Genomic DNA, 21,886 nt, shown 5'->3' on the forward strand with positions numbered 1-21,886 from the left:
CCGGCACCCGCTCCGCGGCCGCGCCGTACGCGCTGGGGAGGCGATCGCGCGCTCTGCCAACCCGCTCCCTCCCTTCCGCTCCCCCCCATGCTCTCCATCCGCAACCTGGTGAAGGTGTATCCCGGCCCCGTCGCTGCCCTGCAAGGGGTGTCGCTCGAGATCCCACGTGGGATGTTCGGCCTCCTCGGCCCTAACGGTGCCGGCAAGACGACCTTCATGCGGATTCTCGCTGGCGTGCTCGAGCCCACATCGGGCGCCGTCTCACTCGACGGCGCCGATGTCCTCGCCGATCCGGACGCGCTGCGAGCCACCCTGGGGTACCTCCCGCAGGACTTCGGCTTCTTCCCGCACCTCAGTGGCCAGCGGATGCTCGAGTACCTGCTGCGCCTCAAGGGACTCGAGGCGCCCGGCGGAATCGCCAAACTCGCAGCCGAGCTGCTCGATCGGGTCAACCTCGCCCATGCCGCCCAGCGGAAGGTGAAGGACTACTCCGGCGGCATGCGCCAGCGACTTGGTATCGCCCAGGCCATCGCCGGCAATCCACAACTCATCATCGTCGATGAACCGACGGCGGGTCTCGACCCTGAGGAGCGTTTGCGATTCTACCGGATCCTGTCGGAGTTGGCGCAAGACCGTACCGTGCTCCTGTCCACCCATATCGTGGAGGATGTGGCGGTGCTCTGCCCCAGGTTCGCGGTGATTCGCCAGGGCAAGGTGGTCGCGCTGACCACGCCGCGTGAGGCGCGGGCGTCGCTGGTGGGCACGGTCCATGAGGGCGACGTGGAGGGCCACGCGCTTGATGAACTTCGTCGCACGCACCGTGTCACGCAGGCGGTCCTCGTTGAGGGCCGGAACCGGGTGCGCGTCCATGCACCGGACGGACGGGTCCCGCCCGGATTCGAGCCGGTCACCGGGACACTGGAGGACGCGTATCTCCTCCTCATGCAGGGCGACGCCGTTGGAGCCGCCGCATGAGTGCGTCTCGCGTGTGGGTCGTCGCGGTGGACGAGCTCCGCTTGACGCTGCGTCGTCCGCTGACCTGGGTCCTGATTGCGCTCTTGCTGTTTCTCTCGTACGGCCTGTCCGCGGGCTGGGTCCAGATTGCGATCTCCTCGGGGGACGCGTCGGTCGGCGGGACGCGGGCCCACCTCACGTCAGAATTCGCCCTCACCCAGATCTTCGCCGCCTTCTCCTGGTCGGCGTACATCTTCTTTGCTGCGGCGGGCGCAGGGCTTGGCGTCATTCGCGATGGCGAGTCGCGCGTCTTGGAGATCTTGCAGTCCACGCCGCTTCGCCCGGCGGAATACGCCTGGGGAAAGTACCTCGGCGTCCTGGCGGCCTTTGTGGTGGTGCTGATCGGGAACACGCTGGTCCTGATGGTCTGCCTCGCGGTGTTGCCCAACGCGGAAATGCTGGATGCACGCGGGCCGTTCGTGGCGACAAATTACCTGAAGCCACTGCTGGTCTTTGGCCTCCCGAACGTCATCTTCATGACCGGGATGGCGTTTGCGGTGGGGACCGCGACACGGCGCGCGGTCCTCGTGTTTGCCTTTCCCGTCGCCCTGCTGCTGCTGTGCCTCTTCTTTCTGTGGGACTGGTCGCCGTCCTGGTTGAGTGAGGGGGCGAACCGGGCGCTGATGTTCATCGATCCGTCCGGGCTGCGTTGGTTGCGTGAGACCTGGCTGGAAGTGGATCGTGGGGCGGCCTTCTACAACACCCAGGCCGTCACGCTCGATGGCTTCATCCTCGGCCAGCGGGCGACCTGGGTGATCCTCGCGCTCCTCAGCGTCGCCGGAGCCGTGCATCGCTTCGCGCGCACGATGCGCGCGTCCCATCGGGTGACGAGCGCCGACGTCGCGACGGCCATGCAACCTCAGCTGGCCACCGCGCCCGTCGCCGTGCCGTCGTCACGGCCGCTGCCGGTGGCGACCGGGGCGCCACCCACGTGGTGGACCACCCTGCGAATGGTGGCGGCCGCCGAGGCGCGCGAGCTGGCGGCCCAGCCGGGACTCTACCTCTTTGTGCCGTTGGTGGTCCTGCAGGTGATCTCGAACGCGCTGCTCGCACTCGGGGCGTTTGATACGCCACTGCTCCGCACCCCCGGACAGCTCGCCGCGACGCAAATGGGGTTGCTCACCGCATATGTAACGCTGCTGCTGGTCTTCTATGCCGTCGAGAGCCTGGAACGGGAACGGTCCACACGGCTGAGCGCGATCCACGACAGCCTGCCGATTCCGACCAGCGCCCTGCTCGCTGGCAAGGCAGTGGCGCTGGGGGTCGTGGTCGGGGTGATCGTGCTTGCCTGCCTGCTCGCCTCGATGATCCTCGTGATGGCGCAGGGGAACGTGGGATTCTCCCTCACCCCGTTTGTTCTCATGTGGGTCGTGCTCCTCATCCCGACCTTCTTTGTGGTGATCGCGTTCATCTTTGCCGCGTACGGGATCGCGAAGGGACGGTATGGGGCGTATGCCATTTCCTTCGGCGCGATCGGGCTCGCGATGTGGGCCGCTCTTACCGATCGCGAAAACTGGGTAAGCGACTGGTCACTGACGTCGGCGATCCAGTGGTCGGACATGTCGATCCTGGAGTTCGATCGCGAAGCCCTGATCTGGAACCGTCTCTTCTGGCTGGCCGTCGGGGTGTTCCTCTGGCGCGTGGCGACGCGACTCTATCCGCGAGTGGAGCGCGACCCGGTGCGGTGGCTCCAGGCGAGAACGTGGCCCCAATGGTGGCGCAGTCTTCGTCCTTCGGTGCCGTTCGTCCTCGCCCCGGTGATCCTCGGCGCCATGGCCTGGCGCCAGGTAAACACTGGGCCGGATGGCGCACGCGCGGAGAAGTTGGGGAAAGACTACTGGAAGAAGAACCTCGCCACCTGGTGGAATGCGCCCGTGCCCTGGGTGAAGGACGTGGACCTGGATGTGCGGCTCGATCCGGCGGAGCGGGCCTGGCGTGTGCAGGGGTCCTACCTCGTGGTGAACCACCGAGACACCGTGTTGCAGCGTATCCCGCTGACGGTCGGGCGGTGGCGCAACATGCAGTTCACCGCGGACGGGGACTCAATCCGGCCGGACACGGCATCGCACCTGTACGTCTTCACGCTGCCGACGCCGCTGGGACCGGGCGACTCGGTGCGCCTCGGCTTTTCATATGAGGGTCGGCACGAGGGTGCCACGCGCGCCGGCGGTGGCGCGGGGGAGTTCATCGTGCCCTCGGGTGTGGTCATGCAGGGATGGTCACCGCAGTATTTCCCCGTCGTGGGATTCGTGGAAGGGATCGGGTCGGACGAGGACAACACGTTCGAACCGCGCGACTATCCGGAGGATCACTGGCAGGCGACCACGCCGGCGCTGTTCGGCTCCGAACGGCCGATGACGGTGCGCACGCGGATCGATGTACCGGCGGCCTTCCACGCAAACGGCGTGGGCGAGCAGCTCCGCGACGAGGTGAAGGACGGGCGTCGACTCGTCGAGTTTCGGACGGACGAGCCTGTCATGGCCTACAATATTGTTGCCGGCAAGTGGTTGGTGCGGCGTGGCGCGGGGACCGCCCTGTTCCATCACCCGACGCATACCTACAATGTGGACGAGATGGGGAATGCCATGGACCAGGCGCGACGCTGGTACGGCACCTGGTTCGGCGCGTATCCGTGGAAGGAGCTGAAGGTCTCGGAGTTCCCGAGCCTGGCGACCTATGCGCAGGGGTTCCCGACGAACATCACCTTCTCCGAGGGGATCGGGTTTCTCACGAAGAGCGAGCCAAAGACCAACCTGGCCTTCCTGGTGACGGCGCATGAGATCGCGCACCAGTGGTGGGGGAACATGCTGCAACCAGGCCGCGGGCCCGGCGCCAACATCCTGAGCGAGGGGATGTCGCACTTTGCGACGGCCCTGCTGATCGAGCAGGTCAAGGGATTTCGCAACGGGCTGGAGTTCCGCACGCGGATCGAGTCGCGGTACGGCGACAACCGGTTCGCTGACGCCGAGCGAAAGTTGTATCGCATCGACGGCAGCAAGCAGGGCGACAACACCGTGACATACGACAAGGGAGGGTGGGTCTTCTGGATGCTCGCCGACCTGGTGGGCCGTGAACCCACCCTGCGGGGGATGCAGGACTTCATCGCGAAGTATCGAGGGAGCGATGACCACGCGATGCTCCAGGATTTCACGGCACACATGCGACGCTATGCGGCGGACACGGCGTCGTACGACGACTTCGTTCGCCAATGGTTCGACTCGGTGGTCGTTGGTGAATACCGGGTTGATATGGCGACCACGAGCAAGCGGCCCGATGGGACGTGGGAGACGCGGGCGGTGGTCCGCAATGTGGGTCGCGCGTCGATGATGGTGGATGTGGCGGCCGTACGCGGTGAGCGATTCCCCGATGACACGAGCGCGCAGGACCGAGTACCGTACGTGCAGCAGGTGACCCGGGTCATGCTGCCAGCCGAGCTGGCCGTGCCGGTCACGATGATTTCGACATTCGAGCCGCAGCGGGTGGTTGTGGACCCTGATGTGCGGGTGCTGCAGCTGAGACGACGGTCGGCGGAGAAGACGATCGAGAGGTGAGCGGGCCCGTGACAACCCAAGACACGGACATCCTGGACCGGGGCGTCGCGCGCGGCGTCATCACCGCGGCGCAACGCGACGCCCTGCGCGAGCTGGGATCGGGTTCTCACGCGCCTGCCGAGGTCACCGTGGCGTTTTCCGGCGTGACGGTAGCCTATGGGCTTGGCGCCCTCCTGGTCCTGTTTGCCGCCGGCTGGTTTCTCGTGAGCCGATGGGCCTCGTTAGGTCACTGGGGGGTACTCGCGGCCGTCACCGCGTACGGGGTGATGCTGTGGGGCGGGGGGCACGTGCTGGAGCGCCGGGGATTCCCGCGGGCGGGGCAACTCGCCGTGGCGCTCGCGATTGGCCTCGTGCCGGTGGCCACCTGGGCGATACTGCACCTCGCCGGGGAATGGCCGGAGCGCGGCGATCCACTGGCGCTGTACCTCCCCTATGCGGCGAGCCGGGGACTCATCCTCGACCTCACAACCCTCCTCGTCGCCCTGCTCGCCTGGCGATCGCGCGCGTTCCCCTTGCTGATGGTCCCCATCGCCGTCGCCCTGTGGTGGACCTGGTTCCATCTCGGGCAGCTCGTGGCATTTGACCGTGAGCGAGCGTGGTTCGACCAATGGCTGATGCTCGCGGCCGGACTCGCCCTCCTCGCGGGCGCTGATGCCATGGATCGCTGGCAGCGGCGACGCGCCCCGGGCGACGACTACGCGGCACCGCTCTGGATCACGGCCGTCTTCGCGTTCTCGTTTGCCTTCCTTGTCATCTGGATGGACTCGCGGGCCGCCAAACACACCATGGCACCGGTCGCCCTCGGGCTGATCGCCCTCGCGCTCAGGACGCGCCGCAGGGCCGCACTCGTCGTCGGGATTGCTGGGGTCTTCGGCTACCTCGCCTGGCTCGCGAGTGACGTGTTCGAGGACACGGCGCTGTTCCCGGTGGCCCTCGCCGGCCTGGGTATCGGCCTCATCTTCACAACCGTCTGGCTGCAGCGTCGTTTTCCTGCCCTGGCAACCAGGGTTGGGGGGCTGGAGGGCCGTGACCTCCCTGGCCACAGTGGCTATCCTGGGCACCCGCCCTCGTCGCGGCGGGCCTGGCATGGTCGACGGTAGGGGCGCCGGGAAGCCTGTCGCGCGCGCGCCAGGCCCAGCCTCCGGTCCTTCGGCCGGACACCCTGCGGCCCGACCGCGACGGATCGGTGAGGAAACCCTGATCCGGGGGCTGTCGTACAAAGGGGCAGACCCCGGCCCCGGACCCGATGTTCGCCGCTGCGACGCTCCTCTTCTTGCAGTCCGTTTCCGTCACCGTAGGCCAGGACAAGGCGGCGCGCGACAGCCTGCGCCGCGAGGCACTCCGCGATTCCATCCGGCGCCAAGTCGTCCTGGAATCCGACCAGCCCAGGCGTCCGGTTCGCCGCGTCCCCGTCACCCCCGAACATCTCAGGACCGCCTTTCGCGACTCCGCCGCCCGGCAACTCCTGGTGCGCGCACGTGAGGCGCGCCTGACGACGGACAGCACCCTGCTCGCGTACGACGCCACCGCGTACCAACGGCTGTCGACGGGGCTTGGCTTCCGCGCCACTGGAAGGGACCGCCTGCTCTTTCGGACGGAGAATGCCTCGCGCGTGCGCTGGTCGCGCTCGAATGGCCTGCATGTGGACGTGAAGGGGCGCCGCACCGTCTTTCCCATGGCCGAGGAGGAGGCGGGAGAGGTCAATCTCGAGGAGATGGGGCCGATCCCGTATTACCCCGGACGCGAAGCCCTCTGGGTCGGTTCGGGGATCGCGCGGGCCGAGGTCGACGAGAGTGAGATGGTCCACCCGATCGCGACCGGCTCCGAAGCGTACTACATCTACTCTGCCGGGGACTCCCTGACGATCACCTTGTCGGACGGCAAGGCCATTCGCCTGCGCGAGCTGCGTATCGAACCCCGGCGCCCGGAGTGGAAGTTCTCCGTGGGCTCGTTCTGGTTCGACCAGGATGGGGGGCAGCTGGTGCGGGCGGTCTACCGGTTTGCCACGGCCATGAACATCTGGGCGGTCGCCGACGCGGAGATCGAACGCGAGAAGCAGGAGAGGCTCGCCCGCGGCGAGAAGTGGGACCCGGATGAGGAGGTACCCGGCTGGGTCAAGGGATTCATGTCACCCATGGAGGCGAACCTCGAGGCCGTGACCGTGGAATACGGCTTGTATGGCGGGCGCTATTGGCTGCCGCGCACGCAGTACGCCGAGGGGCATGCGAAGGCATCGTTCATGCGCATTCCCTTTAAGCTGGAGGAGAGCTTCAAGTACGCCAGCGTGAACGGGACGGATTCGCTGCCGCCGCAGGCCCGGCGCCTCTCGCTGAGTGAGCTGAGGGATTCCCTGTTTGGGGACACGACCCGGTTCCGCGACCTCCCGGACAGTCTGCGCAAGGAGCGCAGTCGCATCTTCGCGCAGGTGGACTCCACTCGCCGCGCCGAGCGCATCGCCCTGCGCAAGCAGGAGTGTGCGACGTCGGGGATGTTCACCAGGACCGAGTCGCGATTCAACGGACAACTGCGCGCGACCGTGCGCGTCCCCTGTTCGGACTCCGCGCTGGCCAACGCGCCCGAGCTTGCGCACTCGATCTACGAACCCGGGGAGGAGCTGTTCGGTTTGAGTGAACGCAATGAGTTGCTGAAGGCGCTCGACTTCTCGCTACAGCCAGTGTGGGCACCGATGCCGATCCGGACGGAGTGGGGGATGAACCTGATGCGATACAATCGCGTCGAGGGATTCTCCGCCGCGGCGAAGGCGTCGCAGAACCTCGGCAAGGGGATCTCCTGGGATGCGACAGGGCGCCTGGGGACGGCGGACCACAGTGTGTACGGCGAGCTCGGCGTTGCCCGGTCCAACGGACGCCATACCTATCGCGCCGGCGCCTACCGTCGACTCGTGGCCTCCAACGGTGACTGGGGCAGCCCACTCTCGTTCGGCGCCGCCTTCGGCGCTTTGGCGTATGGCCGCGACGAAGGGTACTACCATCGCGCGAGCGGCGTGGAAGTTGAGCGGTCCCTCGTTCGGGGCGGCGGACTCCAGGTGCGAGGATTCCTGGAGCGACAGCACAACGCTTCCTGGAACACCCGATTCAACCTGTCGCGGGCCATGGGGTCGAGCGCGGAGTTCCAGCCGAACATCACCGCAGAACGGACGACGATTGCCGGGATCTCGCTGCGCCAGCAGCTGAATCATGGCCTCGATCCGGCACACGTGCGACTGTTTGGTGATGTGCGGGCCGAGGGCGGGGCGGTCCTCGATCGCGCGCGCGGGGACAGTGCGCCTGGTGCCTACTTGCGTGTTGCCGGTGACCTCACCATGTCGCGGCAGCTCGTCGGGAAGCTGGCCGGTGCGTTGACGCTCGGTGCGGGCTATAGCGATGGGGCACCCCTCCAGCGGCAGTTCTTCCTTGGCGGGGCGCAGACCGTGCGTGGGCAGTTGCTGGGCTCGGCCGCCGGGGAAGCCTATTGGCTCGGTCGTGCGGAACTGGGGCGCGACGTAAAGGCCATTCGCCAGGTCGTATTCGGCGACGTGGGTTGGGCCGGGCCCTGGTCGACGCGGAGCACCCCGGGCCGACCGCTCAGTGGTGTCGGCGTCGGGACATCGTTCCTTGATGGCTTGATCCGCTTTGACCTCTCACGCGGTCTCTACCCCCGCAAGAAGATGCGGTTTGATATGTACGTCGAGGCCAGGTTCTAGCCGTTCCCACGCGAGAGACAACAGCCTCAGTGACGATCGCGGGCGCGCCAAGGCGCAGCCCAATCGACGTGGCAGCATTCGTGGCTCGAAGCACGGCATGGGGCTTCCGAAAGGCCGAGGTGTTGGTACATTAGCCGTCCCCAACACTCCCTCGGAGACCCCCATGCTTTCGGATTTCAAAGCCTTCTTGCTGAAGGCCAACGTTGTCGGCCTGTCGTTGGCCGTCATCGTCGGTGGCGCCGCCGGTTCGCTCGTAACGGCGATGACCAATGACTTCATCATGCCGGTTGTCGGCGCGGTGACACCGGACGGCGACTGGCGCAAATGGACCCTCGATGTCGGCTCGATGAAGTTCGGCATTGGTGACTTTGCCGGCGTGTTCCTGAACTTCGCGATCGTCTCCTTTGTGGCCTGGCAGATCGGCAAGATCTTCATCAAGCCGGAGCCGCCCGCACCGCCCGCGCCGCCGTCGAAATCGTGCGGCTTCTGCCTGAACAGCATCCCCGCAGCCGCGACGCGTTGCGGCTTCTGCACGAGCCAGCTGTAGGCGACAACGGGCCACGGTGGTGGGGTGAGGGCGAACGGTGGGGAGCGCGCACAGCGGCTCCCCACTTTGCTTTCTCCCCCGTGTAAATCACACGCGAGGCGCGTCTGCCGCTTGCCGGCCGGACTACGGCACTCGAATCGCCCCCTCGCAGACCAGCACGCTGGGACCGCCGACGCGCACGGCCGTGATGGAGCCGCCCGCCTTGTCGGTCTCGACATCAATCACCGACGGTCGGCCGAGTTCGTACCCCTGTTCCACGACCCATCGCAGGGTCCCGTCTCGCCGGGCGTCCCGGGCGCCAAGGTAGCCGCCTAACGCCGCGCAGGCCGATCCCGTCGCCGGGTCCTCGAGGACGGCGACGCCTGGGCCAAACATGCGGGCCCTCACGTCATGGTCGGCTTCCTCCGCATCCATGGCAAACACCATCACCATGTGGTTCGGCAGGTGGGCCAACGTGCGCTCCCACAGGTCGGTGCGGAACTTCACGCGGCTTACGGCCGCGCGGTCGCGCAACGGGATGAACGAGAAGGGGAGTCCACACGAGACGGCCTGCGGATGAAAGACCCCATCGCGCAGGTCGTCGACGTCCAGCGAGAGCATCGGCGCCAGCACCTCGCGCGCCGGCAAGGGAGGGAACACCTCGGGGAGCTTGGCCACCGAGAGCTGGCAAAAGGTGGGGACGCCGCCCGTGCTCCGGATCAGCACCGGCACTGGCCCGACCCCCTCCTCGAAGATGATCCGGGTTTCGTCGCCAGTGAGCGGGATCTCGCCGATGGCCGCCAGGACGTGGGCCGTGCCGACCGTCGGATGCCCAGCGAAAGGCATCTCCTCCCCCGGGGTGAAGATGCGCACGCGCCGCGTGTGCGCGGGGTTGTCCGGGGGCAGGACAAAGGTCGATTCCGCGTAGTTGAATTCGCGCGTGATCGCCTGCATTTGCTCGGTGGTCAACCCGCGCGCATCCGGGAGGACCGCAAGCTGGTTGCCGCCGAAGGTGCGTGCGGTGAAGACGTCGGCGGTCAGGTAACGGAAGGATGGCATGGGTCAGTGGTCACTGGTTGCCAGAGAATGCACAGCACGGGCAGCACGAGACAAGAGAAGCACGAGAGCCGCAGCCCCCGTGCCCCCCGTGCCCCTCGTGCTGCCCGGACTGCTCGTGCCGCTCGCGCTTCACGCTGTTGCGGCTTCCTACTCTGCTCCCATGAACGGATACCGATAGTCCACCGGTGGCACGAATGTCTCCTTGATCGTCCGCGGGGAGAGCCAGCGCAGCAGGTTCAGCCGCGAGCCCGCCTTGTCGTTCGTCCCGGACGCGCGCGCACCTCCAAACGGCTGCTGCCCCACCACCGCACCCGTCGGTTTGTCATTGATGTAGAAGTTGCCCGCCGCGTTCCGCAAGCCGACCAGGGCCTCGCGCACCGCACTCCGGTCGTTGGAGAACACCGCGCCCGTCAGGGCATACGGCGACGTGGAATCCACCACGCCCAGCATCTCGTGCCACTTCGCGTCGTCGTACGGATGCACCGTGAGCACCGGGCCAAAGATCTCCTCGCACATCAGGCGGTAGCCCGGGTTCGACGTCTCCACGAGCGTCGGCTCGATGAAGTACCCCTTCTCGCCGCGCGCACCACCACCGGCCAGGATCGTCGCGTTCTGCTTGGCGTCGGTCAGGTACTCCGAGATCTTGTCGAACGCCTTCTTGTCGATCACGGCGCTCATGAAGTTCCGGAAGTCGCGCACATCGCCCTGCTTGATGTCGGCGATCATTCCCAGCGTGGCCTCGCGTACCTGGTTCCAGATCGAGCGCGGAACGTAGGCTCGGCTCGCGGCGGAGCACTTCTGCCCCTGGTACTCAAAGCCGCCGCGGGCAATCGCCACCGCGACCGCCATCGGGTCAGCCGACGGGTGCGCCAGGATAAAATCCTTGCCGCCCGTCTCCCCAACGATCCGCGGATACCCACGGTAGCTGGACATGTTGCTCCCGATGGTCTTCCACATCGAGTTGAACACCCCGGTGCTGCCGGTGAAGTGTACCCCGGCGAGGTCCCGGTGGGTCAGCACGTAATCGCTGATCATCACCGCGTCGCCCGGGACGAAGTTGATGACCCCTGGCGGAAGTCCGGCTTCCTCGAGGATCTTCATGATGTAGTACCCGGCCAACACGGCCGTGCCGGCCGGCTTCCAGACGATCCCACAACCCATCATCGCCGGCGAACCCGCGAGGTTGCCGCCGATCGCCGTGAAGTTGAACGGTGAGATGGCGTAGACGAATCCCTCGAGGCCGCGATAGTCGAGCATGTTCCAGACCCCGGGGCCCGAGACCGGCTGGTCCGAGTAGATCTCTTGCGCATACCCGGCGTTGAAGCGCCAGAAGTCGATCAGCTCGCACGCCGCGTCGATCTCGGCCTGAAAGACCGTCTTGGACTGCCCCAGCATCGTCGCGGCGTTCAGCGTGTCGCGGTGCTTGGTGGCCAGGAGCTCGGCGGCCTTGAGGAACACGGCCACCCGGTCCTCCCATGGCCACTGGGACCACTCCCGCTGGGCGGCGACCGCCGTGTCGACCGCGAGCCGAACCTGCTCGGGGGTGGCCATGTGGTAATCCGCGAGGACATGCCCGTGGTCATGTGGCATGACCGCCGTTCCCCGCTGCGTGCCCTTGAACTCTTTGCCCCCGATGATGACCGGGATCTCGATACGTTCCTTCGCCATTGAGTCGAGGCGTGCCTTGAGGAACGCGCGTTCCGGTGAACCGGGAGCATAGGACCGGATCGGCTCGTTCACCGGAGCGGGAACGCGGCGCACGCCGTTGAAGCCGGAGGCACCTGGACGAGGGGACGGGGTAGCGGAGGGGCTGCTCATGGAGCGTCGGGGACGAGGGTCACGGACGAGTGGGGCGCGGAGGGTGCACCGTTGCGTCGCAGACCGAAGATAGTCCCGGGGCTCGGGGGCGCGGAACGGTTGGGCAACGGGTAGTGCGTAGGTGTTTCCGGGGGAGAGGTGTCAGGTAACTTGGAGCGGGCGCGAAAGTCGGCACCACCAACCAGCGAGGCGGCAAGATGCGATTGAACGGTCAGAGGGGAGTGTGGGCTTTGGTGCTCGCGGTGGTGGGATGTGGCGGAGGCGACTCGCCGCCCGCGCCGCCCAAGGTGGGGACGGTCACCGTGACCGCTGCCGCGGCTCAGGTCGAAGTGGGGGCCACCGTGCAGTTCACTGCGGCCGCCAGGGACACCAAGGGTGCGGCGATGGGCGCGTCCTTCACCTGGAACTCGGCCACACCGACCGTTGCCTCGGTCGACGGGGCTGGAGTCGTGACCGGGGTCGCCCCGGGCACGGCCACGATCACCGCAACGGCGGACGGCGTGTCGGGGACCGCGAGCATCAGCGTGATCCCGGTTCCGGTCGTTGCAGTGCTGATCGCCCAGCGCACCCCCTCTGTACGCCAGGGCGAGACCGTCCAGCTGAGCGCGATCGCTCAGGACGGGGTTGGCCGACCGCTCGCCGGGCGCACCATCACCTGGTCCTCGCTGAATCCTGAGGTAGCGACCGTTTCGGCGGCGGGTGGCCTCGTGAGTGCGGTGGCCTCCGGCAGCGCCTTCATTCGCGCCACGTCAGAGGGAAAGAGTGATTCGGTATCGCTGCGCGTGAAGAGCCTCAACGCGCCGACCATTTCCACGACGACCCCATCCCAATGGGTCCCGGGGACGGCCGCGACCATTACCGGCACGAACTTCTCGACGAATGCTTCGGAGAACGAAGTGCTGGTGAATGGCATTCCCGTGGCGATTACGGCGAGCACGACCACGACGGTGAGTTTCACCGTTCCAGAGGCGACGGCACTACCGTGCAGTCCGAGCGGAGCGGTTCCGGTTGGGGTGGTGGTGAACGGTGACACCGCGCTGGGTACGGCCAACCTTCGCGTTGCCACCCAGCGCTCGTTGGCCCTGGGGCAACACCTGCTGCTCACCTCCGCGGCGGATGTGATGTGCAACGAGTTCGCGGCGACCGGCGGCAAGTATCTCGTCACGGCCTTCAGCACAGCGACCTCCTCGGCCGCCCGCACGTCGTTCCAGTTGCTGGGCGCCTCAACGAGCGGCAGCGCCATCGAGGCCTCGATGCCCTCCTTGACCACCGCGCAAGCAGGCCCGACGCGTGCCGCCCTCCAGGCCCTGGACGGCGAGCGCTTTGCGCGCGGCCACCTGGCCGTACTGCAGGACCACGAGCGCTTCAGTGCGCGGCAGGGACGGGTCCGGGAGGTGTTGCAGGCGCGCCAGGCCCGGGCGCGCGCCGCGGGTGAGCTGAGCACGTTGGCGCGTCCCTCGCTCGCTCCGAATGGGGCGACGATGCGCACCCCGCCGGTGGCACCGCCGACGGTTGGCGACAAGCAGTGGATTCGGATGCGCCGGGATTTCGCGAACGCCAGCACCTTCGACAGTGTCCGCGTGCGGGTGGTGTACGTCGGACCCAAGTTGATCATCGTCGAGGACACGACGAATGAGCTGGCCGGCACGATGGACAATGACTTCCAGTCGGTGGGCACCGAGTTCGACCGCGACATGTGGGGATTCCTCGCCAGCTTCGGGGACCCGCTCGCCGTGGATTCGCTCACGGACAACAATGAGCGCGTGGTGGCCGTCTTCTCCAAGCGCGTCAACGAGTACACGCTCACCAATGGCGGGTCGTTGCTGGGGTTCGTGACCCTGTGTGATTTCTTCCCGCGCACGGATCCGGATCCCCAGAACGCGTGTCCGACGAGCAATGTCGGGGAGTATTTCTACGCCATCGTGCCCAATCCCAATGGGGTGCGCGGGAAACACAGCCTCGACCTGTGGAAGCGATACGCGCGCGGGACGATGATGCACGAGCTGAAGCACGTCGTGATGTTCGCGCAGCGCATCTTCCTCGATGCGAACTTTACCGAAGAGACGTGGCTGGAAGAGGCCACGGCGCAGATGGCGACGGAGCTGTGGGCCCGGAAGATCTACGGGAACTTCACGCCGCGGTCGGACATCGGGTGGTCCCAGGGCCCGCGGTGCGACTACGCGACAGCATCCCCGAGTTGTGGGGATCCGGTGGAGGCCATCCTGCATCCCTTCCAGTTCCTGTACACGCACTACAACGCGAATGAGTCCAAGACCTTCCTGAACAGCTCGGACCTGGTGATCTACGGCAGCTCCTGGTCGTTTGCCCGCTGGGTCACCGACCAGTTTGACGGGGGGAACGAGGGCAACTTCCTGCGGTCGCTCGTCCAGCAGCAGAATGATCGTGGCGTGACGAACATCCTCAACCGCACGGGGCGGCCATGGGCCGAGCTGATCGGCCAGTTCTCCATGGCGTCGACGGCGGACAACTACCCCGGGGGCACGATCACCGACCCCAAGCTCCGACTTCCTTCGTGGAACACGCGGGACGTCTTCGCCGGGATGAATGCCAACCTGATCTTCCGGAATGCGGACGGGTCGACCACGCCCGCTTTCCCGCGGGCCTGGCCCCTCAACGTGCGGGCCGCGTCGTTCGGGACCTTCAGTGATGTCCTGCGGACGGTGACGAACCTCCCCGGCAGTGGGTGGGTCGCCTGGGAGCTGAGCGGCACGCAGACGGCGCCGCAGGTCCTCGCGTTGCGATCGCTCAACGGCGGTCTCGCCCCCACCGGGGTGGGGATGGTGGTGCTGCGGGTGCAGTAGGCCGGCGATCGCGAGGGGCTGCGACCGGGAGGGACAGGCGTCACGTCGGACAGAGGGAACGGAAAAGCGTATCCTTCCGCCGTGAGCCTTTCCCTCCCGTGGTCTTTCCTCTGCCCCTACCTGGACATCATCCGTGCTGATCGGCGTTCACCCTAACGATTCAGGCGGCATCGACATGGCGGTGCGTCGCGCCGCCGCCGCCGGCGCAAACGCGCTGCAGATATTTAGTGCCAAGCCCCAGTTCTACAACGAGAAGATCTCCGTTCGGCCGGAACGTGTCCTTCGGTTTCGCCAGGCCATGGCCGAATGTGGCCTCGATCTCGCCGGCTGCCTCGTGCATGCGGCGTACGTCCTGAATACCGCGTCTCCGGAACCGGACAAGGCGGAACGCGCGGCGCTGGGGCTGGCGAAGGAGCTCGAGCGTACCGAGGCATTGGGCGCGTTTGGCTGCTGCTTTCACCCCGGCTCGGCCGGGGATGGGGATCCGGCGGCGGCAATCGATCGCGTGGGCGACGCCGTGGCTCGCGCGGTTGCCGCGGTGCCGGGGCAGGCGCGCGTCTTGATCGAGAACACGGCGGGCGCGGGTCGCACCATGGGGCGTACCCCGGAGGAAATCGCCGGGATGCTGCGGCGCGTGCCGGCAGCGCTACGCCCCAGAGCCGGATACGGGCTCGACACGTGTCACCTCTTCGCCAGTGGGTTGGACTTCACGTCGTCGCCTGCAGCCGCGCGTGCGCTGATCGACCGTTTTTGTGACGTGATTGGCGAAGCGCCCGCGTTCCTGCACTGCAACGACTAGGAAGGCGCCTTCGGGAGCAACCGTGATCGCCACGCGCTGGTTGGCGCCGGGAAGGTGGGGGTAGAGCCGTTCCGGTGGCTGCTCGCCGATGAAAGACTGCGCAGCATCCCCTGCATCCTGGAGACGCCACATGCGCGAGAGACAGTGGCGGATGACGACGCAACGGCCGACCCGAACGACACCGCGATGGTCGAGCGACTGCGCGAACTCGCGGGCTGAGACGGGAAACCCGCACTGGTTTGCACACACGTCGGGGTGAGCGATCGTGGTCGCGGGCAGCGATCTCGTGGCGCTCCCGAGGCGCGGAGAGGTGTTTTTGCTGGGGAAAATGGCGTTTTCCCTAGGGAAACGGCGGATTTCCTATTGCGCGCAAGAGGGTCCCTTATAGCTTTGCCTCGTTGCACGAGCTGTTTTTTCCGGGGAAACACGCCTCTATCAACTCAGGAGTAGACCATGGCAGCAAAGAAGAAGACCGCGAAGAAGGCCACCAAGAAGGCCGCGCCGAAGAAGGCCGCGCCGAAGAAGGCCGCACCGAAGAAGGCCGCGCCGAAGAAGGCGAAGCGCAAGCCGAATCCGGCATTCATGAAGCCGATGACCCCGAGCGCTGCGCTCGCCGCCGTCATCGGACCGAAGCCGCAGCCGCGCTCGGCCGTCGCCAAGGGGCTGTGGGATTACATCAAGAAGCACAAGCTCCAGGACCAGAAGAACCGCCGCAACATCAACGCCGATGCGGCGCTCCAGGCGGTCTTCGGTGGCAAGAAGACGGTCTCGATGTTCGAGATGACCAAGCTCGTCAGCAAGCACCTGTCCTGAGTCGTTCAGGACGACGTTGGTCGAGGCGCGCCCCACCGGGCGCGCCTCGCTGCGTTTCGCAACCCGGCAACGCGCGGCCCCGTACTTAGATTCACCCGCGCCAACCGCTCCCTCACCTTCGTTCCCTTCGACGCGTGGCCAAGAAGCCAGCTGCTCGCAAAGCCAACGTCGTCGCGGCCGCTCGCGGCGGCGCGACGCGCAAGCCAACCCTCGCCGAGAACATCAAGGGGATCGCCGGCACGGTCGCGATCTTCCTGTTCCTCCGCATCTTTCTCGTCGAGGCGTACCGCATCCCCTCGGGCAGCATGATCCCCTCCATGCTCATCGGGGACTGGCTCTTCGTGAACAAGCTCGCGTACGGACCGCACATTCCGTTTACGTCGGTCAACCTGCCGGGGTACGCGGAGCCCAAGCGCTACGACATCTCCGTGTTTGTTTCGCCGCCCCAGGTGGACCAGCCGTGGGACCCCACACCGACCCTGGTGAAGCGGGTGGTGGGGCTTCCCGGGGACACCTTGCAGATGCGCCGCGCGAAGCTGTTCGTGAACGGGATCGAGCAGCGGCAAGGCTACGGCGATGAGTCGGTCCCCGTCGGCGACCCCAATGCGGCAGAGAGTTGCCCTTCGTTCCGGCTCGTGGGCGCGAAGCCCTCCGATGCGCAAAATTACGAGATGACGGGGAGTTTTCCGTGCTTTGGCTGGCAGCTCGAGCACGCCCCGCAGGGGTCGCGGTTCGGCGCGGTGAGCCCCACGCCCACGCATGACAATTGGGGGCCGCTCGTCGTGCCGGCGGGCCACTACTTCATGATGGGCGACAACCGCTACAACTCGAAGGACTCGCGGTACTGGGGCCTCGTGCCGCGGGAGAACTTCCGCGGACGGCCGCTCTTCGTGTACTACTCGTGGGACGCGGAATGCGGCGATCGCGGCGATTGCCTGAGCCCACTCCCGGCCATCACTGACATCCGGTGGGGCCGCATCGGCCACTGGCTGAAGTAGGGACGGCGGACGGCAGACGGCAGAGGGCAGACGGTCGACAGCAGACGGCAGACGGCAAGAGGGTCTCCGCTCAGGGAAGAGCCTCCTCATTCGCGTGCCGAGCGGCTGACGAGAGGGCCCGGGGGAGCGCGGGCATGGCGCGACTCGTGACAGCGGGTGCGCGGTGAGGCAGAATAGGTCCGGCGCCGCCGTGTGGCTGCGCACCTGTCTCCTGCCAGAATTCCCGTGACGCCGGCATTCCTCCGCACCATGGCCGCAGCATCGACCGTTGTGGCCGCCGCGTTTCTCCTGCCACAGCCCGACGTCTCCACCCCGGCTCCAGCGCCAGCGCAGGTGATGCGCGCGCCGGCGGAGACGACGCACGTGCTTCGCGGCCTGCAAGCGCCAGTGGAGGTGCGGCGTGATCGCTGGGGCGTCCCGCATATCTACGCGAAGAACCAGCACGACCTCTTCTTTGCCCAGGGATATGTCGCCGCGCAGGATCGGCTGTTCCAGATGGAGATGTGGCGGCGGCAGGGGGAGGGGAGACTGGCTGAGGTGCTCGGCCCCTCGGCCGTGGATCGGGATCGCGCCGCGCGCCTGTTCACGTATCGCGGCGATATGGCGCGGGAGTGGGCCGCGTATGCCCCGGATACTCGGGCCATCGTGCGCGCGTTTGTCGCGGGGGTCAACGCACGGATTGCCGCCGTTGGGGATGACCTGCCGCCGGAGTTCGGCCTCCTGGGCTTCCGCCCGGAGCCGTGGACCGAGACCGTGCCCCTGTCCCGGGCCACGGGGCTCTCGGGAACGGGCAACGGGAACAGCGAGGTGCTGCGGGCGCAACTGGTGACCCTGCTGGGCGTGGAGCGCACGCAGGCCATTCTCCCGGCCGATCCGGTCCGTGCGCTCGACCCCGCCCCCGGGCTCGACCTCGCCGGGCTCACGACTGCCTCGTTAGGCGGATTCGGCTCGACCTTCGCGGATGTCGCGTACCAGCGCCTGGAGGGCTCGAACAACTGGGTGGTGGCGGGGCGCCGTACGACGACCGGAAAGCCGATCCTTGCGAACGACCCGCATCGGGTGATTACGAACCCCGCCGTGCGCTACCTGGCGCACCTCGTCGCCCCGGGCTGGAACGTCATCGGCGCGGGCGAGCCGGCCGCGCCGGGCGTCGCGATTGGACACAACGATCGCATTGCCTTCGGGCTCACGGTCGTCGGCATGGACCAGCAGGACGTGTACGTGGAGTCGTTAGGCGCCTGCCCGGCGGCCCCCGCGGGGAGCCTCGGGTGTTATCGGCATCGTGGCGCCTGGCGCCCGCTCCTGACGCGACGGGACACGATCCGCGTCAAGGGCGAAGCCCCGCGGGTTCTCACCCTCCAGTTCACGGTGCATGGGCCCGTGGTCTCCGTGGACAGCGCGCGAAAACGCGCGATCACCATCCGGTCGGTGCACAGCGAACCGGGCACGGCCTCGTACCTGGCCTCGCTGTCGCTGGACCGCGCCCGCAACTGGCCGCAGTTCCAGGCGGCCATGGCGCGCTGGTTGATGCCGAGCGAGAACATGATCTACGCCGACGTGGATGGGAACATCGGATGGGTCGCGGGCGGGTTGATGCCCCGCCGGCACTGGTCGGGAATGCTCCCGGTGCCTGGCGACGGGTCGCATGAATGGTCCGGCTTCGTCCCGGGCATGCAGCTCCCGCGGGCCTACAATCCGTCTGCCGGCTACATCGCGACGGCCAACCACAACATTCTCCCCTCCGGGTATCGCACCCCCATCAGCTACGAGTGGGCGACGCGCTATCGGATCGACCGCGTCCGGGAGCTGCTGGATGCGCCGCGCACCTTCAGCGTCGGCGACTTCGAGCAGTTCCAGCACGACGATCGCTCCAAGCTCGCCGAGGCGCTGGTCCCACAGGTCGTCAGTGCCGCGGGGCGGACGGGGCGCGGTGCGCATGAGGAGGTGACGCGCCTGGGTGGATGGGACCTGCGCATGTCGCGCGATCAGGCGGCGCCGACTGTCTTTGCCGCCTGGGCACCGGCGGTCTACCGACGGGCGATCACGTCCGAACTCGCCGGCGCGCCGGAGGCCGCCCGGCTGGTCGCCGGTCGGCCGGCGTACGAATGGCTCGAACGCTGGCTGGCCGACGACCGGGTGGCGCGCCCGGTGCGCGACTCGGCGCTCGTGGGAGCGCTGGACGATGCGGTGGCCGAGCTGACACGTCGATTCGGTTCGGATCGGGCGAAGTGGCGATGGGGGGAGATCCACGTTGCGGCGTTCACCCATCCGCTCAGTGCGCGGTATGACCTGCCCGCGGTCTCCCGTGGGGGTGACGCCAACACGGTCTATGCGACGGGCGGCGCGAACTTCCGGCAGGGCTCGGGCGCCTCGTTCCGCGAGATCATCGACCTGGCGGACTGGGACCGGTCCGTGGTGACCAACGTGCCGGGGCAGTCTGCCGACCCGCGGAGCCCCCACTACAAGGACCTGCTCGAACTCTGGGGCAACGATCGGTACTTTCCCCTCGTATACTCCCGAACGGCCGTCGAGCGGGAGACCGAGCAGGTGTTGTGGCTCCGGCCTCGTTAGGCCGCGTGGCGTCCCGTCCCGCGGTGTCCTCCACTCTTCGTGTCATGCGCGTCCTGTTCCTGAGCATCCTCCTGGCGTCCTGCGCCCGATCGGCCTCGTCCACGTCGGCCGCGGGAGCCCCGGCGCCGGCCGAGACGCGGACCACCGAGAACGGGATCACCTGGCACACCCCGTACGGGAAGCCAACCCGCCCGTTCAGCCCGGCGGTGCAGGTGGGGAACCTGCTCTTCCTCGCTGGGCAGATCGGGACGTCGGCGAATGCGCAGGGTGGGGTGGTGCCGGGCGGGATCAAGGCGGAGACGAAGCAAACCATGGAAAACATCAAGGAGGTCCTCGCCAAGTCGGGGTCCTCCCTGGACCGGGTGGTGAAGTGCACGGTGATGATGGCCGACATGCGGGAGTGGGATGCGATGAACGAGGTGTACACGACCTACTTCCCGCGGAACAAGCCGGCGCGTTCGGCGCTCGGCGCGAATGGGCTCGCTCTCTCGGCGCGGGTGGAGATCGAATGCATCGCGGCGGTCCCATGAGGCGATGGTCGCTGGGTGCCTGGATCGGGCTGACGGCGCTCGGCGACACGGGGGGCCCCCCCGAACTGAATATTCGCAGCGCCCGTCAGCTCGCCATCACGGCGCCTGTCCGGGGACACCCCGCCTCGTCACGCCGCGCCGCCGGACGCGTCGTCACCACCGAGTTCTGGTCCCAGTCGTTAGGCGCACGCAAGCGCCTCGTCGCTTGGCTCCCCCCGTCGTACGACCAGGCCCCCGGCCGCCGGTACCCCGTGGCCATCTACCTCCATGGCCTCTGGGGCGAAGAAACCGACTGGACCCGGCGCGCCAACATTGCCCACACCCTCGACTCCCTCACCGCCGCAGGCGGCAAGGAGCTGATCGTCGTCATGCCCGACGGCGACGACTCCTGGTACACCACCTGGAACTGGCTCGGCGACTACGGAGCCTGTCGGCGCGACTTCAAGCCACGCGACGGCCGCGGGGACACGGCAGACACCTACTGCGTCCCCTGGCCACACTACGACGACTACATCGCCCGCGACCTCGTCGCGTTCGTCGATCGCACCTGGCGCACCGATGCACGCCGTGAACGACGCGCCATCGCGGGGCTCTCCATGGGCGGCTACGGCGCCGTGACCATCGGGATGGCCTACCCCGAGGTCTTCGGCGCCATCGCCAGCCACTCCGGTGTGCTCTCACCCCTCTACGGCGGGTCGGCGCAGGTCAGCACGCCGCCGCGATACGCCACCTCCGTCGCAGAGCTCAAGGCGGGGTGGGGTGACCGCTTCTGGCCGCTCCTCGCGCCAGCCTTCGGTCAGGACACCACCGCCTGGTGGTCGCGCGATCCCGCGCGGCGTGTGCGCGCGACCTGGGGGCGCCGAAAGGCACTCACTCCGGCGCTTTATCTCGACATCGGCACCGACGACGGACTGCTGGGGCAGAATCGCGCCTTCCGACACGAACTCCAGACGCTGGGTGTCCCTCACACCTATCGTGAATGGCCCGGCGCTCACGACTGGCCGTACTGGACCATCCACGTCGTGGAGAGCCTCGCATGGATCGCCGACCGGACGGGGTAGCGCGCCCGATCTCTCGGAAGGTCGCAGCGGGCCGGGATCAGATTTTGTGACCGGCCGCGCTTCTGGCTCGACGACCTGACCCCTAACTTCTCGGCATGGCCGCGCTTTTCCCACAGGTCACCGGTGCCTTCCCCCTGGGAGAGCGCCCCGCCCATCGGTTCTGGCTGTCGCCCCTTCTCGTTGGGGCGACCACGGGCGTGATGGTGCGACTCTACCGCGCCTTGACCCTCACGGTGGGCCCAAACGAAAGCCTGCTCTATGTCGGCACGGCCTTCGTCGTCGGGCAGCTGCTCGTCCTCGGAATGGCGACCCTGCATCTCGGGAACGTCACCGTGCGCCGTTGGGTGTGGCTCGCTCCGGCTTTTGCCTTTTGCGAAGCGATCGCCGAGGCCCTCACCTCCCTGGCCCTGATCGCCGGGGGGTGGGAACGCGTCGGGTCGATGCCGGCCCGCTGGTCCGATTGGTCCGAGCTTGCCCTGAACACTCTTGTGTGGCGCGTGGCGGTCATCCTCGTGTTCGCCCTGCTCCTCGCTGGCGTCGTGCAGCTCGTGCGGCGCCTGAACGTCAAGCGCCTCGATCGCGAACACACGCTCGACGCCGTTGACGGAAAACCCTAGCGCA

At 67.3% G+C, this 21,886-nt stretch carries 15 protein-coding genes; 13 read left to right on the top strand and 2 right to left on the bottom strand.

The features are described 5' to 3' along the window. Positions 1 to 87: 87 nt before the first annotated feature. The 5 genes from IPK85_11105 (at position 88) to IPK85_11125 (ending at position 8,815) form a co-directional block, all read left to right on the top strand. The gene (locus IPK85_11105; protein MBK8247930.1) at positions 88 to 975 is read left to right on the top strand and encodes an ABC transporter ATP-binding protein; all 888 of its coding nucleotides are present in this window, start codon (positions 88 to 90) and stop codon (positions 973 to 975) included. Further along, positions 972 to 4,565: an ABC transporter permease gene (locus IPK85_11110; GenBank protein ID MBK8247931.1), complete on the top strand. Its 3,594-nt coding sequence runs from the start codon at positions 972 to 974 to the stop codon at positions 4,563 to 4,565. The genes IPK85_11105 and IPK85_11110 overlap by 4 nt, the downstream gene beginning before the upstream one ends. A gap of 8 nt (positions 4,566 to 4,573) precedes the next feature. Then, on the top strand, positions 4,574 to 5,665 hold the full coding sequence (locus IPK85_11115; protein ID MBK8247932.1) for a hypothetical protein: 1,092 nt from the start codon (positions 4,574 to 4,576) through the stop codon (positions 5,663 to 5,665). Positions 5,666 to 5,811: 146 nt separating this feature from the next. Next, on the top strand, positions 5,812 to 8,268 hold the full coding sequence (locus IPK85_11120) for a hypothetical protein (GenBank protein MBK8247933.1): 2,457 nt from the start codon (positions 5,812 to 5,814) through the stop codon (positions 8,266 to 8,268). Between the two features lie 163 nt (positions 8,269 to 8,431). Then, complete coding sequence (locus IPK85_11125) at positions 8,432 to 8,815, top strand: MscL family protein (GenBank protein MBK8247934.1); 384 nt, start codon at positions 8,432 to 8,434, stop codon at positions 8,813 to 8,815. Between the two features lie 123 nt (positions 8,816 to 8,938). On the opposite strand, the gene IPK85_11130 is transcribed toward IPK85_11125, so the two are convergent. Together IPK85_11130 and pruA are read right to left on the bottom strand one after the other, a co-directional pair. Further along, on the bottom strand, positions 8,939 to 9,853 hold the full coding sequence (locus tag IPK85_11130; protein MBK8247935.1) for a PhzF family phenazine biosynthesis protein: 915 nt from the start codon (positions 9,851 to 9,853) through the stop codon (positions 8,939 to 8,941). Positions 9,854 to 10,000: 147 nt separating this feature from the next. Next, positions 10,001 to 11,671: an L-glutamate gamma-semialdehyde dehydrogenase gene (gene pruA, locus IPK85_11135; protein MBK8247936.1), complete on the bottom strand. Its 1,671-nt coding sequence runs from the start codon at positions 11,669 to 11,671 to the stop codon at positions 10,001 to 10,003. Between the two features lie 197 nt (positions 11,672 to 11,868). Between pruA and IPK85_11140 the strand changes: the two genes are divergently transcribed. The 8 genes from IPK85_11140 (at position 11,869) to IPK85_11175 (ending at position 21,882) form a co-directional block, all read left to right on the top strand. Then, positions 11,869 to 14,493 carry an Ig-like domain-containing protein gene (locus IPK85_11140; GenBank protein ID MBK8247937.1) on the top strand — a complete coding sequence of 875 codons (2,625 nt, stop codon included), beginning with the start codon at positions 11,869 to 11,871 and terminating at the stop codon, positions 14,491 to 14,493. Between the two features lie 133 nt (positions 14,494 to 14,626). After that, complete coding sequence (locus IPK85_11145) at positions 14,627 to 15,292, top strand: TIM barrel protein (protein MBK8247938.1); 666 nt, start codon at positions 14,627 to 14,629, stop codon at positions 15,290 to 15,292. A gap of 453 nt (positions 15,293 to 15,745) precedes the next feature. Beyond that, positions 15,746 to 16,105, top strand: a complete 360-nt coding sequence (locus IPK85_11150; GenBank protein MBK8247939.1) for an SWIB/MDM2 domain-containing protein — start codon at positions 15,746 to 15,748, stop codon at positions 16,103 to 16,105. 134 nt (positions 16,106 to 16,239) lie between these two features. Further along, positions 16,240 to 17,103 (top strand): signal peptidase I, encoded by an 864-nt coding sequence (lepB, locus tag IPK85_11155; GenBank protein MBK8247940.1) that lies wholly within the window; start codon positions 16,240 to 16,242, stop codon positions 17,101 to 17,103. Between the two features lie 225 nt (positions 17,104 to 17,328). Then, positions 17,329 to 19,674, top strand: a complete 2,346-nt coding sequence (locus IPK85_11160; GenBank protein MBK8247941.1) for a penicillin acylase family protein — start codon at positions 17,329 to 17,331, stop codon at positions 19,672 to 19,674. A gap of 44 nt (positions 19,675 to 19,718) precedes the next feature. Next, entirely contained in the window at positions 19,719 to 20,204 is a 486-nt protein-coding gene (locus IPK85_11165) for a RidA family protein (GenBank protein ID MBK8247942.1), read from the top strand. Then, positions 20,201 to 21,265, top strand: coding sequence for an alpha/beta hydrolase (locus tag IPK85_11170; GenBank protein ID MBK8247943.1), 1,065 nt, complete (start codon positions 20,201 to 20,203; stop codon positions 21,263 to 21,265). The genes IPK85_11165 and IPK85_11170 overlap by 4 nt, the downstream gene beginning before the upstream one ends. A 95-nt stretch (positions 21,266 to 21,360) precedes the next feature. Beyond that, a complete protein-coding gene (locus IPK85_11175; protein ID MBK8247944.1) occupies positions 21,361 to 21,882 on the top strand; it encodes a hypothetical protein in 522 nt (173 codons plus the stop codon). Positions 21,883 to 21,886 lie beyond the last annotated feature (4 nt).

Source organism: Gemmatimonadota bacterium (assembly GCA_016712265.1).
In the GTDB taxonomy this organism is placed as follows: Bacteria; Gemmatimonadota; Gemmatimonadetes; order Gemmatimonadales; family Gemmatimonadaceae; genus RBC101.